At 74.3% G+C, this 15,643-nt stretch carries 14 protein-coding genes; 6 read left to right on the top strand and 8 right to left on the bottom strand.

Features of this window, described 5'->3' with window-relative positions:
- Positions 1–227 precede the first annotated feature (227 nt).
- Positions 228–4,274 carry a hypothetical protein gene (locus tag ACFYUV_RS17070; protein WP_387669483.1) on the top strand — a complete coding sequence of 1,349 codons (4,047 nt, stop codon included), beginning with the start codon at positions 228–230 and terminating at the stop codon, positions 4,272–4,274.
- 7 nt (positions 4,275–4,281) lie between these two features.
- Here ACFYUV_RS17070 and ACFYUV_RS17065 read toward each other — a convergent pair whose 3' ends face one another.
- On the bottom strand, positions 4,282–5,472 hold the full coding sequence (locus ACFYUV_RS17065) for an alpha/beta hydrolase (RefSeq protein ID WP_387669481.1): 1,191 nt from the start codon (positions 5,470–5,472) through the stop codon (positions 4,282–4,284).
- A gap of 10 nt (positions 5,473–5,482) precedes the next feature.
- Positions 5,483–5,773: a hypothetical protein gene (locus ACFYUV_RS17060; protein WP_364337599.1), complete on the bottom strand. Its 291-nt coding sequence runs from the start codon at positions 5,771–5,773 to the stop codon at positions 5,483–5,485.
- A 111-nt stretch (positions 5,774–5,884) separates the two neighbouring features.
- Here ACFYUV_RS17060 and ACFYUV_RS17055 point away from each other — a divergent pair, with 111 nt between their 5' ends.
- A complete protein-coding gene (locus tag ACFYUV_RS17055) occupies positions 5,885–6,862 on the top strand; it encodes an acetylxylan esterase (protein WP_387669480.1) in 978 nt (325 codons plus the stop codon).
- 52 nt (positions 6,863–6,914) lie between these two features.
- Here ACFYUV_RS17055 and ACFYUV_RS17050 read toward each other — a convergent pair whose 3' ends face one another.
- Positions 6,915–7,202, bottom strand: coding sequence for an iron-sulfur cluster biosynthesis family protein (locus ACFYUV_RS17050; RefSeq protein WP_352327979.1), 288 nt, complete (start codon positions 7,200–7,202; stop codon positions 6,915–6,917).
- Between the two features lie 117 nt (positions 7,203–7,319).
- On the opposite strand from ACFYUV_RS17050, the gene ACFYUV_RS17045 reads away from it, so the two are divergent.
- The gene (locus ACFYUV_RS17045; protein ID WP_387669479.1) at positions 7,320–8,777 is read left to right on the top strand and encodes a methyltransferase domain-containing protein; all 1,458 of its coding nucleotides are present in this window, start codon (positions 7,320–7,322) and stop codon (positions 8,775–8,777) included.
- Here the strand turns inward: ACFYUV_RS17045 and ACFYUV_RS17040 are convergent.
- Positions 8,774–9,277: a pyridoxamine 5'-phosphate oxidase family protein gene (locus tag ACFYUV_RS17040; RefSeq protein WP_387669477.1), complete on the bottom strand. Its 504-nt coding sequence runs from the start codon at positions 9,275–9,277 to the stop codon at positions 8,774–8,776. The two genes, ACFYUV_RS17045 and ACFYUV_RS17040, sit on opposite strands and share 4 nt — an antisense overlap.
- Positions 9,278–9,408: 131 nt before the next feature.
- On the opposite strand from ACFYUV_RS17040, the gene ACFYUV_RS17035 reads away from it, so the two are divergent.
- The 3 genes from ACFYUV_RS17035 to ACFYUV_RS17025 all read left to right on the top strand — a co-directional run bounded on the left by ACFYUV_RS17035 (position 9,409) and on the right by ACFYUV_RS17025 (position 11,603).
- Positions 9,409–9,954: a DUF4142 domain-containing protein gene (locus ACFYUV_RS17035; RefSeq protein WP_358286231.1), complete on the top strand. Its 546-nt coding sequence runs from the start codon at positions 9,409–9,411 to the stop codon at positions 9,952–9,954.
- 14 nt (positions 9,955–9,968) lie between these two features.
- Positions 9,969–10,592, top strand: a complete 624-nt coding sequence (locus ACFYUV_RS17030) for a hypothetical protein (protein ID WP_387669475.1) — start codon at positions 9,969–9,971, stop codon at positions 10,590–10,592.
- A 105-nt stretch (positions 10,593–10,697) separates the two neighbouring features.
- Positions 10,698–11,603, top strand: coding sequence for a DUF2382 domain-containing protein (locus ACFYUV_RS17025; RefSeq protein ID WP_387669474.1), 906 nt, complete (start codon positions 10,698–10,700; stop codon positions 11,601–11,603).
- Between the two features lie 78 nt (positions 11,604–11,681).
- Here ACFYUV_RS17025 and ACFYUV_RS17020 read toward each other — a convergent pair whose 3' ends face one another.
- The 4 genes from ACFYUV_RS17020 to ACFYUV_RS17005 all read right to left on the bottom strand — a co-directional run bounded on the left by ACFYUV_RS17020 (position 11,682) and on the right by ACFYUV_RS17005 (position 15,561).
- On the bottom strand, positions 11,682–12,971 hold the full coding sequence (locus ACFYUV_RS17020; RefSeq protein WP_387669472.1) for a flavin-dependent oxidoreductase: 1,290 nt from the start codon (positions 12,969–12,971) through the stop codon (positions 11,682–11,684).
- A complete protein-coding gene (locus ACFYUV_RS17015; RefSeq protein ID WP_387669471.1) occupies positions 12,968–13,936 on the bottom strand; it encodes an ABC transporter substrate-binding protein in 969 nt (322 codons plus the stop codon). Before ACFYUV_RS17015 ends, ACFYUV_RS17020 begins: the two co-directional genes overlap by 4 nt.
- Positions 13,937–14,026: 90 nt before the next feature.
- A complete protein-coding gene (locus ACFYUV_RS17010; RefSeq protein WP_387669470.1) occupies positions 14,027–14,770 on the bottom strand; it encodes an ABC transporter permease in 744 nt (247 codons plus the stop codon).
- Positions 14,767–15,561, bottom strand: a complete 795-nt coding sequence (locus tag ACFYUV_RS17005) for an ABC transporter permease (RefSeq protein ID WP_387669469.1) — start codon at positions 15,559–15,561, stop codon at positions 14,767–14,769. The genes ACFYUV_RS17010 and ACFYUV_RS17005 overlap by 4 nt, the downstream gene beginning before the upstream one ends.
- Positions 15,562–15,643: the final 82 nt, after the last annotated feature.

The following is a 15,643-nucleotide window of genomic DNA, read 5'->3' as shown; positions in this document are numbered from 1 at the left end:
TGCGCCGCGTTTGACGATTAGTGAGGAAATATGGTCATCTCGTGACCATTGTTTCTGATGGGATGAGTTAGACGGGTTCGGGGGAACGCTTCATGCCGCACGCCCTTCTGCGCGTGCTCGCTTCGACGTCCATCGCAGCCACGGCACTGGCAGGTCCGCCCGTCGTCGCGGCCTCCGGTCATGCCTTGACTGCGCGAGTGGTTCAGGCGTCGACGGGAGGTCAGGTGATGGCGCAGGTGGTGCCCGGGGTTCCGGAGCCGCCGCCTGCCGTGGTGCGGGTTCCGTCGGGTCCGTCGCCCGCCGTACGGGCGATGGGGAAGGGGCCGGTGGGGCCGGAACGGCCGGAGATCACCACGCCCGCCGGGACGGGTCTCGCCGACGCCATCGCCGCCCAGGCCGTTCGGCGGCAGGAACGGCAGGGGCTCGGACGGCGGGCCCCCGACCCCGCCGCCCTCCTGCCCGACACGACCGGCGCCGCCCCTCTGACCCTCCTGCGCCCGCCCCCGTCCGTCACCAAGGCCCTGGACGCCCTGCGCCTGGACATCGGCCCCCTGATCCGCCCCCAGGGAGGCCGCGCAATCCCCCCTCAGGGAGGCGGCTCGGTCGTCTCGGTGGGAGGGCCGGTGGGTGATGCGGCCGGTGGGGCTCTGCCGGCGAGACAAGGGGTGACGTATCGGTTGTGTGTGGTGGGGGTGGAGCGGGCGGTGGCGTGTTCGGCGCGCAGGCCCGTCGCCGTGCCGGTCGCCGCGGACGTCACCGGCGACGGCCTCCCCGACCTGGCGGCCGACCTGGTGCCCGTCGCGAACACCGGGAGCGGGGGCATCGGGCTCGGGTTCGCGGTCAGGAGCCTGTCCGGGAAGAGGGTCAGAGCGCTGGTCTGGGCCGAGTACGACGGCAAGGTGACCGTCGGCTTCGACGGCCTGCGCGGCGGCGCGTCGCTGTCGGCGCTCGACCGCGGGACGTTCACCATCGACCCGGACGGCCGGACGGTCAGGGCGAACGTCACCCGCAAGGACCCGGGACCGTCCGCCGTCACCCTGGCAGGACTGACCGGACGCACGGCGGTGAGCCTGCGCCAGACCCCAGCCACCGAACGACTTACGGTCGAGGCCACCCTCGACTCACCAACCCGGGCCGCCGAGCGGGACGCCACCACCTCTCCAGAGATCGAGCTGGACGTGACCGCGTCCCGTCCCGCCAGGCTGGACACGATCGCGGTCTCCCCGGGCCGCTACACGCAGGCCGTACTGGACCGCATGCCTGCCCGTGCCCAGGTGCGCCTGGCCGGCGGACGGATGCGCTTCACCGCCCCAGCCCCGATCGCCCGCGCCGAGCTGCACACCCACCTCTACCGCGACGGCCGCCTGGCCACGGCGGCGAGCGCCGAGTTGCGCGAGGTGCCCCGCTCGTTCACCGCCGCCCACGTCGCGTCCGGCGGCAGGCAGAGCCTGACCGTCGAGTCGTCGGGGCCCGCGCGGGCGGGCTCGGCCAAGGTGCTGTACTACGACCGGGCCGCGTCCGGGACCGTGCTGCGGGCCGAGCTGAGCGGGCTGCCGGCCCGGGTCCGGTTGGAGAGCGACCCGGCCGCGCACCGCGTCACGCAGACGGCCAGTTCGCCGATCGGCCGGTTCGCCGCGGTCCTGCAACGCGGCGGCGGCGCGATCTCCAGCCCCGCCGGCGGCCACGTCACCCTGATCAAGAACGGCGACGCCGCCGGGGTCTCGGCGCTGCTGTCCGGCGTGTCGGGGTTCGACGTCACGTACGGCAGCGCGCCGCACGCCCGCCTGGAGGGCAGGGCGAGCGGCCGGCCCTTCGTGGCCGCGGGCCTCGACGGAAGACGCCTGGCACGCCTGGAGATCTCCAACACCCCCGCCCAGGCCGACCTCACCCTCGACCCCGCCGCCGGAACGGCCGTCTACCGGGCCGGCGGCGCGATCGACCGGGTCCGGGCGGCCTACGCCGACGTCCGGAGCGGGCCGACGATCGACGGCACGGTCCGCGGGGTGCGTGGGGACGTCAGGACCGCGTGGACGCTGGGCGAGCGCTCGGCGGTCGAGGTCGCCACGTCCGGCCGGCTCCGCGCCCTCCGCCTCTACGCGGCCAGGTCGTACGTCACCGCCCTCGACGGCGCCTCGGCCGGGGACGACGTGCGGGTGGCGGTGGAGGGTGTGCCGGAGCGGGCCGAACTGGCCGCCGACACCGCGGCCGGGACCCTCGCCTGGACCGCGAGCGCCCCCGTGGCCAAGGTGTCGGCGCTGGCCCGGATCAGGACGGGCGGCCGGGTGCTCAGAGCCGCCGCCGACGTGACCGGCGTCCCGGCCCGCTTCGAGGCCGCCTGGAAGGACGGGATCTACCGCTTCCGCGGGCTGTCCGGCCCGATGGGGTCGGCGGCCCTGGCCGTCGCCAACCACGACGGCGCCACGTCCCCCAGCGGCCCGCACCTGGCCGCCCACTACGACAGGACCGGCGGCGACCTGGACGCGAGCGTGCTGGTCAGGGGCCTGTCGCGGGTCGAGCTCAGCCCGTCCGGCCAGGGGTTCCTGGCCCGGTTCCGGGCCGCCAGGCAGCGGCTCGCCGTGGACGCCGACATCGTCCTGGGGGACGTGCGCTTCGGCGTCCTCGGCAGGGTGGGGCCGGTGCCGGGCGACCTGACCGTCGCCGCCACGCCCGAGGGCAGGCTCACCTACTCCGGCTCCCGGCTCGGCGTGACCGCCCGCGCCTGGCTCGGCAGGACCGCCGCGCTGGCCCGCATGCGTCCCGCGCCCGCCGTCGAGGGCGGCCTCTCGCTGACGGACGGCGGCTGCCCGGCCGGCGGCTGCGGTCAGGGCCCGTTCTGCACGGCGGGACGCGGCTGCTACGGCCTGCAGGGCTACCTCGACGTCACCGGCCTGCCCAGCCAGGTGACGATCGACCCGGCGGGCGGCACGTTCGCCTTCTCCGGCTTCGCCCCCAGACGCCGGACCCTCGTCCTCCACCTGGACAGCAGCGTGCTCGCGCCGGTCCCGATCAGGGCGCGGGCCACGCTGACCCGGCTGCCGCCGAGGATCACCCGGTTGTCCGTAGGCCCGCTGGACGCCGGGCACGTCGCCTACCGCGTCGAGCCGCCTGCCACGCTGGGCGCGCTCGACGTGCGGGCCGAGGCGGGCGGGCTGCGCGGCCACGTGGCCCTCGACCCGGTGCCGGCCGCCGTGGACGTGCGGGGCACGTACGGGGCCAGGACCCGGATCCGGGTACGGAACTCCGCGCCGGTCGAACGCCTGACCGCCGAGGTCACCCTGCCCGGCCGGGGCAGCGGCGGGCTGCGGCTGACCGACGTCCCCGCGGTGCTCGGCCTGGACGCCGACGCCTCGGCCGCCGGGCTGAGCGTCCCCACGCTCACCTACCGGGGCGGCGCGAGCACCCTGGACGGCCGGCTGGCCGTGGACGGCCGCCTGGTGGACCCGTCCGGGCGGCTCGGCGGGGTCTCGCTCGCGGTCGAGGACCTTGCCGCCGACACGACGATCCGCCTCAATCCCGACCAGTCGCTCGATCTGGTCTCGAAACCCGGGCCGACGGGCCGCGTCGCGGTGGGCGCCGGGTTGCGCGTGGGCCCGGTCCAGCGGCAGCGGATCGCCGTGTCCAAGGAGGTGCCGTACACCTCGGGGTTCCTCACCTACCAGGTCGGCGGGGACTTCGCGCTCGGCGCGAGCGCGGTGCGGGAGGTGTCGCTGGCGGTCCGGCGCGTGTCCTGGCTGCGGGTGCGGCCGGGGCGCATCCCGTTCGGGCTCAAGGCGCCGGCCGCGGCCGGGTTCCTCGCGCCCGGCTTCGAGGGCGCCTACGACCGCCTCCGCCTGACCGCCAAGGGCGTTGACCTGCGGCCGGACGTCTCCCTGCGGGTCAGGCTGAGCAGGAGGATCGGCGCGGACGCCTTCACCGGCTCCCTGCGGCTCACCCGGGCCACCTCGCTCGCCCTGCGCCGCTACGACCAGCGCATGCGCCGCATCGGCGCCCGCCAGGAGATCGCCGCCGCCGGGATCGGGCTCGCCTGCCTCACCGTGGACGCCAAGCCCGGCTTCGCCTCCGGCGGCAGGGACGGCTCGATCACCCTGCGCGGCTCCGACGGCCCGCAGATGGTGTCCTTCCTCGACCCCGGCGGGCAGGCCCCCGACTACGCGGTGGACCTGCTGACGCACTTCATGTCGCCGTTCCCGGACGCGGGATGGAAGGTGGCGGCGGCCACGGCCGGCTCCTGCGCCCGCCCCGGCCGCCCGGAGCCCCGGACGCGGGACCGCTGAGCCGGGTTCACCACGGCCCCCGGTAACCGGCCGGGGGCGTGGCCCCCTCGTACGGCGGAACCGCCCGGCCCGCCAGGAACGCCCGCAGCGTCGCCAGGTACGCCCCCCGCCCCTCGGCGTAGACGAGCCCGGCACCGGGGATCGCCCGCCGGACGTCGGTGGCCGCCGACCAGCTCTCCCCGTCGCACGCCCCCTTGACCACCAGGACGGGCGCCGTCACCCGGGCCAGCCCCTCCCGCATCCCCGGCGGCGACGGCCGGTCCACCAGCCACGCATACCCACCCGAACCGTCGGACTGGGCCTGGGGCGGCTTCCCGGCGGGCCGGCCCTCCGGGCAGACGGCGGAGCCTGCGGCCCGGGCGTCGAGTTCGGCGTCGCCGGCGAACGCGTGCGCCGCCGCCGGTTCGACCCGCAGCAGCGTGTGGACCGCGAGCATCCTGGGGCTGGGCGGGCCGTCGTCCAGCAGCGTCGCGGCACGGGCCCGGTCGAGGTCGGCGGGGGAGGCGAGCACCGCCCTCGACACCGCGTCCGGATGGGCGGACAGGTAGGCCGCCGCGAGCCGGGCGCCCTCGCCGCGCGCGACCAGGGTCAGGCGGCGGGCGCCGATCGCCTGCCGCACCTGCTCCAGGTCCGCCACGTCGCGGCCCAGCCCGTACGCGGCCGGGTCCGGCAGCCGCGCCGAGCGTCCAGCGCCCACCCGGTCGTAGACGTAGACCTCGTGCCCGTCGGCGGCCAGCCGCCGGTAGAACGCCGGATCGGCGGCCAGGTCCGCCAGGCCGGCCGCGCCGGACAGGAAGACCACCGGCTCCGGGCGGGTGACCCGCTTCGGCGCGACCCGGACGTACGCCAGCCGCGACCCCGTCGGCAGCCGCCACTCGTGCTGCCCGGCCACCGGCGACGGGGTCGCGGACGGCGCCGGCGGCGGGGTCAGCGTCGCGTCCGCGACCCGCCAGACCACCGCCACCTCGACGGCCAGGATCAGCGCGGCCCGTAACCACCGCCCCCAGGTCGCGCGCGGCCGGGGCACGCACAGCAGCAGCCCGAGGTAGCACACCGAGGCGAACACCGCGAGACCGGTCACCGTGAACGCCCCGGGCCGCGCGCCCACCATCGCCGTCCCGGCCAGCGCGGCCAGCCCGGCGACGGGCGACAGCGCGAGCACCGCGGCGCCCGCCACCATCCCGGCAAAAGACCTCACAAAGGGGACGCTAGCCCGTGACGGGGGAGGGGAGCGAGCGGCCCAGGCGGATGCGCAGGCGGTCGCCGGTGCGCAGCGTCTCGCGCACGGTCCACACCCGCTCGTCGATGACGGTCCCGTTCGTGGTCATGTATCCGCCGACCCTGAGCACCGGACGTCCCGAGGCGTCGCCGAGGAGCTGGGCGCGCGACTCGGAGTCGTCGGTGAACAGCACGAGGAAGTCCTCGGCGTCCGCGGGGGCCTCCAGCACCAGGCCGGGATAGAGATGGGAGGAAGGAACCTCGATCACGTATTCGATCACGCGACCTCCACTACCCGGTACGCGCGCTTTCAGCTTCCGCCGGCGGAGGATAGCGCTTACCTGGGCTGATGAGGTGAAATATCAGGGTTGCCTACAGCTTGGAGTCCCCCCGTGTCCTTGTTCGACCTCCCGATCGAGCAGTTGCGCGCCTACCTCCCCGACCGCGACGAGCCCGCCGACTTCGACGACTTCTGGTCCCGTACGCTTGCCGAGGCCGAGGCGTTCGACCCGGCCGCCGAGTTCGTGCCCTACGATCTGCCGCTGAGCGGCGTCGACGTCTACGACGTGTCGTTCGCCGGGTGGGGCGGCCACCGGATCAGCGGCTGGTTCATCCTGCCGCGCGGCGTGCGGGAGCCGGTGCCGTGCGTGATGCACTACATCGGTTACAGCGGCGGGCGCGGGTTCCCGAAGGACCACCTGCTGTGGCCCGCGGCCGGCTACGCGGTGTTCGTGATGGAGACCCGGGGACACGGCGGCGCGAGCCCCACCAGCCCCGGCACGACCGGCGACCCGCACGGCAGCGCCAACGTCCAGGCGCCCGGCATGATGACGCGCGGCATCCTCGACCCCGAGGACTACTACTACCGGCGCGTGTTCACCGACGCGGCCAGGGCGGTCGACGTGGCCGCGGCCCATCCGGCGGTGGACGCCGGGCGCATCGTGGTCTCGGGCGGCAGCCAGGGCGGCGCGATCGCGCAGGCCACGGCGGCGTTGCGCCCGTCGGTGCGGGCCGCGCTGGTGGACGTGCCGTTCCTGACGCACTTCCGGCGGGCGCTGGAGATCACCGACCGGGACCCGTACCAGGAGGTGGTGCGCTTCCTGGCCTCCCGCCGGGACGGCGCCGACCAGGTGTTCCGCACGCTGTCGTACTTCGACGGCGTCAACTTCGCCGCCCGCGGCCGGGTGCCCGTGCTGTACTCGGTCGCGCTCATGGACTACGTCTGCCCGCCCTCCACGGTCTTCGCCGCCTACAACCACTGGCAGGGGCCGAAGGAGATCACCGTCTGGCCCTGGAACGGGCACGAGGGCGGGTCGGGCTACCAGACCGAGGAGCAGGTCCGCTACCTGCACAAGCTCCTGGCCGGCTGACCCGGGTGCGGGGCCGCCGTACCGGCGTGAGCACCGGTACGGCGGCTGCCCGTCACACCGCCTGCGGGGTCACCATGAACGACACGCTTCCCTGCGCGTCGGCCCCGGCGTCGAGGGACTTGTCGTCCAGCACGGTCGCGGCCACGGGATCGAGGTAGACCCGCGCGCCCTCGGTCTCCACCACCTCGTCGGCCGGCTCAGGGGCCGTGGCCAGGGAGAGGGTGAGCGAGTTCGCGCCCTCGCCCTGCGACGAGATGCGGATCCCGCCCTGGGCGGGTTCCGGCGCGGACGCGGTCAGGTCGCGGATCGCCTGGGCTGCGTTGGCTGTCAGGGTGAGCACTACGGCTCCTCCAAACGGTCGACGTACAGAAGTTGCCTGCCATTCCCCCCATCCCGGAGCCCAATCCTTCTTGGCGTTTTCTTTACCGTGAATTCCCGGCCGGTGGACAATCGCGACATGGATGCCGTCCGGCTCAGGCAGGCCATGGTCGCGGGCCTGCGCGAGCGTCAGGAGATCGCCGACGACGTGGCGGACGCGCTGCTCGCCGTGCCGCGCCACCTGTTCCTGCCCGGCGTCGATCCCCGCACCGCCTACCGCGACGTGCCGGTCGTCACCCGGCGGGACGAGCACGGGCTGCCGGTCAGCTCGTCGTCGCAGCCGTCCGTCATGGCGACGATGCTCGGGCAGCTCGGTGTCGAGCCCGGCCATCGGGTGCTGGAGATCGGCGCGGGCACCGGCTACAACGCGGCGCTGCTGGCGCACCTGGCCGGGCCGGACGGGCGGGTGGTCAGCCTCGACCTCGACGCCGGCATCGTGCGGGACGCCCGGCGCAACCTGGCGGCTGCCGGGTTCCCGCAGGTCGAGGTGGTGTGCGCGGACGGGGGCGAGGGGTTCGCCGGGGCGGCGCCGTACGACCGGGTGATCGCCGCCGTCGGCGTGTGGGACCTGGCTCCGGCCTGGCTCGACCAGCTCGCGCCGGGCGGGCGGCTGGTGGTGCCGCTCGACCTGCGCGGGGTGCAGGTGTCGGTGGCGCTGGAACGTTCGGGCGGCCATTGGGCCGGACGTACGGTGGCGCCCTGCGGGTTCATGCGCCTGCGGGGGCCGTCCGCGGGGCCGGAGGCGGTGGTCATGCTGCGCCGGGACCCTGACCTGTGGCTGGCGCTCCCGGTGGCGCGCGAGCTGGGCGACCTCGTGACCGCCCTGGAAACCGCCCCCACGACCGTCGCCGTCACCTCGCCCGCCCCGCTCCCGGAACCACCCGCGACGCCGGGCCCGCCGCCGGGCCCGACGCCGCCCCCGACGGCGGGCCCCACGGCGGCCCCGACGGCGGGGCGGGATCCGCTCGCGACGGCGGGCCCGGCGGCGGGGCGGGATCCGCTCGCGGAGGCGGGCGCCGACGTGGCGTTGTGGCTGGCGCTGCACGAGCCGCGCTGGTGCGTGCTCGGCGTCTACCGGAACGGCGGCTACGGCGGCACCTTCGGCCTCACCGACGGCTCCGCCATCGCCGTGCTCGCCCCCCGCGCCTCCCGCGCCCCCGGTCCGACCGGACGAGACACCCCCGACGCCGCCGATCCGACTGGGCGACGGAACCCCGACGCCCCCGGTCCGACGGCCGTGGCGAGTGGTGCGGGGGGCGCCGAGCTGGTGGCCGAGGGATACGGGCCGGGCGGCGCGGCGCTGGCCGAGGAGCTGGCTGCGCACGTCAGGGCATGGGCCGCCGCAGGCCGCCCACGCACCACCGACCTACGCCTGACCGCCCACCGCACCCCCGCCTCAGAAGGCCCCGTCCCAGAAGGCCCCGTCCCAGAGAGTCCCACGTCAGAAAGCCCCACCTCAGAGAGTGCCGCCCATGGGTCGGGACAGGAGTTCGTCATCGTGAAGCGGCACACCGCGCTGGTGCTGGGGTTCGGTTAGACGGTCCACTTCCCGTCGAGCATCAGGTCGCGCCCGGCGAGCTCGTTCACCTCGCGCCACGCCTGCACCAGCACCGGCGTGACCCAGAAGTACGTGTACGGGCCGCGCGACACCCGCGGGTCGAACCCGGTCTTCACCGCGAACGCGTCGCCGATGTCGCCGGGGATCGTGGCGGCCGGCTGCGCCGTCACGGTGCCGTGGATGAGGACGACGTCCCTGGTCAGGCCCAGGCCGAGGCGCACGGTGCCGCCGTCGAGCAGGTTGCGGGCGGTGGGCGTGGCGTCGGCGGTGGACAGCAGCAGCCGGTGCCCGTCCCACAGGAACGACAGCGGCGTCATGTACGGGCCGCCGTCGCCCGCCGTGGCCACCCAGGCGTCGACGTCGTGTTCGAGCCGGTCGAGCGTGTCCCGCTTGCGCTGCTCCGGTGATCGGGCCGGTGGCGTCATCCTTCTCCTCGCGCTCTCGGCGGTCAGGTCCGACCGCGTCTCGTCCGTCAACATGATGACGGCTCATGGCGGCGGCCCGCGACACCCGGCAGCCAGGGGTGCGACGCGGCGCGCCTGAGGGGGAAGTCGCGAGCGCATGGTTACTCTCTGTGTCGGAGAAGTGTCACCATGTCATAGGAAACCTCATGCGTACTCGTCTGACCATGCTGCTGGCCGCCGCGGCCGTCGTCGCCCTGTCCGGGTGCGGCGAAAGCGCCACCACCAACACCGCGGGGCTGGCGCCGCGGACCGACGCACAGCCGTCCGAGCAGGACAGGACCTGGATGGCGACCATCCACCAGGGGAACCTGGCCGAGATCGAGGCGGGCCGCCTGGCCGAGAAGAAGGGCGCCACCGACCAGATCAAGTCGATCGGCCGGATGCTCGTCGACGACCACACCCAGTTCGACAAGAAGGTGACCGAGACCGCGAGCCAGCTCGCCATCCAGCTTCCCGCCGCGCCGACCTCCGCCCAGGCCGCCATGGCCAAGCGCCTGCAGGACGCCAAGGGCAAGGAGTTCGACAAGGAGTTCGTCGTCGGCATGGTCAAGGCCCACAAGACGGCGATCGAGGCCACCAAGGAGGAGATCTCCAAGGGCTCCTCGCCGGCGGTGGTGGCGCTGGCCAAGTCCGCGTCCCCGACGCTGCAGGAGCACCTCAAGGCGCTGAAGAAGGCGCAGGAAGACTACTGACGAAGACGTCCGCGATGCCCGGCGGCACGGGCCCTCCGGCCGCGCTCGACTCCTTCGCCCGCGCCGCGGCGCGCGTGCTGGCCGGGCTCCGGCACGGCCGCGCGCTGCACCGGCGCGGGCTGCTCCTGGCGGGCACGCTGACGGTCGAGGCGGCGCCGCTGGGCGAGCCGGGCGAGCACGAGGTGCGGGCCCGGCTGTCCAAGGGGCTGTCCCTGCCGGGCCGGCTGCCCGACGTGCTGGGGCTGGCCGTGCGCCTGCCCAACGGGGTGGACCTGCTGCTGTCCACCGGCGCGGGCCCTGTGCCGGTGCCGCGCCGCACCTTCACGTCGGGGCCGTACTCCAGCCTCACGGCGTACGTGTACGGAACCGGCCGGTACCGGCTGGTCGCCCGGCCCGAGGGGGAGCGCGTGCCCGCCGATCCCGCGCTGCTGCCCGGCGCGCTGGCCCGCGGCCCGCTGCTGTTCCACCTGTGGGCGGGCGGTCGCTACCTGGCCCGCCTGCGCCTGCACACCGCGGACCTGACCTTCGACCCCGTGCTCAACAGCGCCCCCTGCCTGCGCCCGGCCGGATGGACGGCCAGGCTGCGGCGGGCCGCCTACGAGGGCTCCCGGCAGGGCCGCGGCGTGCCTCCGCCGTAGGCCGATCCATGGCAAAGACTGGCCGACCCGTGTGTGCAAATGCGACTCTCTGGGGTATTTGTCCTTTTTGAACCAGGACGAACAATCGGGGGGATCGTCGTGGCTATGCAAACAGAGATCCGGAGCCTGCTCGAGTGCCATGTGATCGGGTCGGACGGACAGTCGATCGGCAAGGTGGGCCAGGTCTACCTCAGTGACCGCACCGGTGAGCCGGAGTGGGTGACCGTGCGCACGGGGTTCTTCGGCATGAAGCAGACCTTCGTGCCGCTGGCCAACGCCCGCCGTTCCGGGGACGAGATCAGGGTCCCCTTCGACAAGGAGATGATCAAGGGCGCGCCCAACATCGACGTGGACGGCCGCCTGTCGCTGGAGGAGGAGGCCGAGCTCTACCGGTACTACGGGATGCAGCCGTCCACCATCCCGTCCCAGCGCTCGCCCGCCGCGGGGGAGCGGCAGGCCCAGCGGCCCGCCGGAGAGCCGCGGACGGCCGGGGAACGCGGCATGCGCCCGGGCATGACCGGCCAGCCGCCGACCGGCCAGACAGGCGCGATGGGCCAGCCGGGGCAGCCGGGCCGGATGCGCGGCAGGGACGTGGGCGACCGCGACATCGACATGACCACGTCCGAGGAGCAGCTCCACATCGGCAAGGAGAGCCGCGAGAGCGGCCACGTCCGGCTGCGCAAGTACGTCGAGACCGAGAACGTCCAGGAGCGGGTGCCGCTCGCGCACGAGGAGGTCGTGATCGAGCGCGAGCCCATCAGGGACGGCGAGCCCGGCACGTACGAGATCGGCGAGGACGAGCAGCAGATCACCCTGCACGAGGAGCGGCCGGTGATCGGCAAGGAGACCAGGCCGGTCGAGCACATCCGCGTGCACAAGGAGCGCGTCGAGCACGAGGAGACCGTCGAGGGCCAGGTCAGGAGGGAACGCCTGGAGGTCGACGAGGACGGCGACGCGCGCGAGCACACCCGCAACCGCAACCGCGGTGACGACCTCCCGCCCAAGCGGTAGGAGGCCGCGCCCGGTCCCGCGCGGGGGCGCCCACGCGCCCCCGCCTCACCGCACCCACCTCCAGAACACGTGCCGCGGTCAGGGCGAGCTCTCGGACCGACCGGCGTCCAGGGGAACCGACTCCTGGCCGGCGTTCAGGGAAGCAGACCCCTGGCCGGTGTCCGGGGGGACCGACCAGCTGGGGCGGGCGTTCAGGGTGGCCGGCTCGAAGCCCGCGAGCTGCTTGTAGTGCAGCGCGATCTTCTCCAGCGTGTCCCTGGGGATGACCTCCTCGATGTCGGCGAACCCGTCGGGGGCGCGTTCGTGCGCCATCCGCAGGACGACCTCGGGTCCGTCCTCGCGGTTGGCCAGCACGATCCGGTTCGTGACCGGCCGCCGCCGGCTCTCGTAGAACTCCAGGCCCTGGCCGGTGGCCAGCGCGTGGGCCAGCACGCGGGCGTCGATGACGGCCTGCGTGCCGCCGTTGGACCCGGTCGGGTACATCGGGTGCGCGGCGTCGCCCATCAGCGTCACCGTCCCCGACGACCAGTACGGCAGCGGGTCCCGGTCCACCAGCGGGTACTCGTACGCCTTGTCGGCCGAGGCGATGAGGCCGGGGATGTCGAGGGCGTCGGAGCGCACGTCGGCCACGTGGTGCAGGAACTTGCCGATCTCCACCTCCCGGTTCCAGTCGCCCCGGGGGACGGTCTCGGGGGCCCGGTGCTGGATGGCCCAGTTGACGAGCTGCGTGCCGTCGGGGTCCGGCGGCGCGATCGGGTAGATGACGATCTTCTGGGCGCCGTCGCCCGCCATGATCATGGATCGGCCGGTGAGGAACGGCCGCGCCCGGGACGTGCCGCGCCACAGCACGTGACCGCCCCACAGCGGCTCGCCCTCGCCGGGGAACAGCGCGGCCCGGACGCCGGAGCGGATGCCGTCGGCGCCGACGAGCAGGTCGGCGTCGTGGTCGAGGCCGGTGACGGGGGAACCGGTCACCACGGCGTCCGGGCCGAGCCGCTCGCGCACGGCGTCGAGGAGCAGGAGCTGCAGCCGGCCGCGGTGGATCGAGTACTGGGGCCAGGCGTGGCCGGCGGCCCGGCCGCGCGGCTCGGTCCAGATGCGCTGCCCGCGCCGGGTGACGAAGGTCAGGTCGGCCGTCTCGACGCCGACCCGGGCCAGGCGGTCGCCCAGGCCGAGCTCGATCAGCTCGCGCACGGCGTGCGGCAGCAGGTTGATGCCCACGCCGAGCGGCCGGATGTCCTTGACGGCCTCGTGCACGGTCACGTCCGTGATGCCGGCCGCGTGCAGGCTGAGGGCGGCGGTGAGCCCGGCGATGCCCGCCCCGGCGATGACCACCCGCCGCGGACGCCGTCCCGCGAGGCCCGTCATGACGAGCCGCCGGGAAGGAGCAGGGTGGAGACGTCGAACGGCGCCTCCAGGTAGCCGTTGCCCTTGAACTCCAGCATGAGGTCGGCCACCCGCTGCAACCGGGCCCTGTCGACGGTGGTGGAGTAGCCGCCCAGCGCCATCAGGTCGGCCGTCGCCTTGTCGATCCTCGTGTACTTGAGCAGCGCGGCCTTGGCCTGGGCCGGGTCGGCGACGGCCAGGTCCACCGCCTTGCGCAGGCCGCGCTGGAAGGCGGCCACCGTGCGCGGATTGTCGGCCGCGAAGCCCTCGGTGGTCAGGTAGCCCGCCATCGGGAAGTCGGCGGTGGCCCCGGTGAACAGGTCGGACAGGCTGCGGGCCCCGCTGGTGGCGGCCGCGGTCTGCCAGAACGGCTCGGGCAGCACGGCGGCGTCCACGTCGCCGTTGGCCAGGGCGCCGGCCATCTGCGGGAAGGGCCGTTCGACGAAGGTGATGTCGGCGGGCGCCACGCCGGCGGGCTTGAGCAGCGCGCTCACGGCCAGGGTGGCGACGTTGCCGAGGGTGTTGACGCCGACCTTCCTGCCCTTGAGGTCGGCCAGCTTCGTGACGGGCGAGTCCTTCCTCGTCATGAGGACGAAGTTGCCGGGCTTGGCCGCGTAGGCGTCGCCGACGACCTTCAAGCGGCCCACGCCGCGCGCGGCGGCCAGCATCGCCGAGACGTAGTTGCTGTGCAGGACGTCGAGCTTGCCGCTGATCAGGTCGGGCATCGCGGCGGCCCCGCCCTGGATCACGACGGGCTTGACGGTCAGCCCCTCCGCGGCGAAGAACCCCTTGTCGATGGCGATCTGGACGGGCGCGACCTCGGGAAGGGCCAGCATGCCGAGGTTCAGCACGGCCTTCTCCGGCCCGCCGGACGACGGCCGGGGATCCGCCCCGCCGCACCCGGTCATCGCCAGGGCGAGGGCGACCGCCGCGAGTAACAGACGCATGAAAACGCTCCCAGAGAGTTGAGTTCGTGAACAAAGCGTGCCGGGGAAAAAGAACAGCCGTCCGGCAATCTTCCGCATTCCCGGGCGGCTTTATTCGGTCGCGCCATAATGCGCCACCAACCGGCGTTCCAGAATCAGGAAAACCTGATTGAGCAGATAACCCAGAACCCCGAGCACGGTGACGGCCGCCCACATGCCCGGCAGGTCGAAGGAACGCTGGGCGGCGCGCAACCGGAAACCGACGCCGTCGGTGGCGAAGAATTCGGCGATCACCATGAGGATCAGCGCGAGCGACAGGCTGAGCCGCAGCCCGGCGAGGATCTTCGGGGCCGCCGAGGGCAGCACGACGCGCAGCAGGCGCTGCCCGGCCGACAGCCTGAAGACCCGCGCGGTGTCCAGGTGCAGCCGGTCCACGTCGCGGGCGCCGTCGGCGGCGTTGACCAGCACCGGCCAGACGATGCCGCACGCGATGGTCATGACCTGCATGAGCGTGCCGGTCGAGAACAGCGCCAGGAACACCGGCAGCAGCGCGGGCGGCGGCAGCGCCCGGCAGAACTGCACCGCCGGGTCCACGAACCTCGACAGCAGCGGCGAGCGGCCCATGGCGACCCCGGCCGCCACGCCCAGCACGCCGGCCAGCACCCAGCCGGTCAGCAGCCGGCCCAGGCTGTGGGAGAGGTCGTCCAGGGCCGTCCGGCTGATCCACAGCTCGCGCAGGCGCAGCGCGATCGTGGACGGCGGCGGGAAGTAGGGGTTGCCCGCCGCCCTGGTGGCCAGCTCCCAGACGGCCACGACGACGGGCACGGCCCACAGCCGCGCCACGGATCTGATCATCGTGCCGCTCCCGTCAGCGTCGTGTGCCAGCGCAGCAGCCGCCGGAAGGCGTGGGCGAGCAGGGCGTTGGTGAGCAGGCCGAGCGCACCGGCCCACAGGGTGGCGGCGATGGTCAGCCGCAGGCCGTCCGGGCTGCTCTCGGCCACGATGATGAAGTGGCCGATGCCGCTGGTGCCGGCCAGCAGCTCGGTGCTGACGGCCAGGATCAGGGCGATGGCCGCGGCCACCCGCACGCCGGTCGCCACGAAGGGGGCCGCGCTCGGCAGGCTGACCCGCCACAGGACGGCCGGCGGGCCGAAGCCGAAGGCCCGCATCGTCTCCTTGGCCAGCGGGTCGACCTCGCGCAGCCCGTACATGGTGTTGAGCAGGACGGGCCAGGTGGCGGCGTACACGATCATCGCGACCTCCGTCTCCAGGCGGCCGGTGAAGACGAACGCGGCCAGGGGGATGAGCGCCACCGAGGGGATGGGCCGCAGGAACTCCAGCACGGGCCGCAGGGCCCGCTCGACCGGCGGCAGGCTGCCCAGCAGCAGCCCGGCGGGCACGGCCACCGCCACGGCGGTCAGCAGCCCGAGCGCCCACGCGCCGCAGGTGGCCAGCACGTCGGCCAGGAAGGCGGGGTCGGCGGCGAGCCCGGCGGCGGTGGCCAGGACCGCCGAGGCGAGCGGCAGCTCCAGCTGGGAGACGAGCCCGAGGCGGCCGGCCGCCTCGGCGGCGCACAGCAGCGCGACGGTGCCCGTCACGCCGCACACGGCGGCGCTGTCGAAGGGGCGGGAGGGGATCAGGCGCACGGCGACGCCTCGGCGCCGGGGGAGTGGGGCGGCAATTTATCGGCTCTCCGGAACATCGGTCCGGCCATTCGTCACCGCGGCA

Source organism: Nonomuraea sp. NPDC003560 (genome assembly GCF_042878785.1).
GTDB lineage: Bacteria > Actinomycetota > Actinomycetes > Streptosporangiales > Streptosporangiaceae > Nonomuraea.
This window is presented reverse-complemented; position numbering and strand designations above follow the sequence as displayed.

What these genes read in the sequence shown, in the direction of transcription:
- ACFYUV_RS17070 (WP_387669483.1), top strand. Translation starts at nt 228, where the DNA reads ATGGCGCAGGTGGTGCCCGGGGTTCCGGAGCCGCCGCCTGCCGTGGTG.
- ACFYUV_RS17045 (WP_387669479.1), top strand. Translation starts at nt 7,320, where the DNA reads ATGGATGCCGTCCGGCTCAGGCAGGCCATGGTCGCGGGCCTGCGCGAG.
- ACFYUV_RS17040 (WP_387669477.1), bottom strand. Translation starts at nt 9,277, where the DNA reads ATGTTGACGGACGAGACGCGGTCGGACCTGACCGCCGAGAGCGCGAGG.
- ACFYUV_RS17035 (WP_358286231.1), top strand. Translation starts at nt 9,409, where the DNA reads ATGCGTACTCGTCTGACCATGCTGCTGGCCGCCGCGGCCGTCGTCGCC.
- ACFYUV_RS17030 (WP_387669475.1), top strand. Translation starts at nt 9,969, where the DNA reads ATGCCCGGCGGCACGGGCCCTCCGGCCGCGCTCGACTCCTTCGCCCGC.
- ACFYUV_RS17025 (WP_387669474.1), top strand. Translation starts at nt 10,698, where the DNA reads ATGCAAACAGAGATCCGGAGCCTGCTCGAGTGCCATGTGATCGGGTCG.
- ACFYUV_RS17020 (WP_387669472.1), bottom strand. Translation starts at nt 12,971, where the DNA reads ATGACGGGCCTCGCGGGACGGCGTCCGCGGCGGGTGGTCATCGCCGGG.
- ACFYUV_RS17015 (WP_387669471.1), bottom strand. Translation starts at nt 13,936, where the DNA reads ATGCGTCTGTTACTCGCGGCGGTCGCCCTCGCCCTGGCGATGACCGGG.
- ACFYUV_RS17010 (WP_387669470.1), bottom strand. Translation starts at nt 14,770, where the DNA reads ATGATCAGATCCGTGGCGCGGCTGTGGGCCGTGCCCGTCGTCGTGGCC.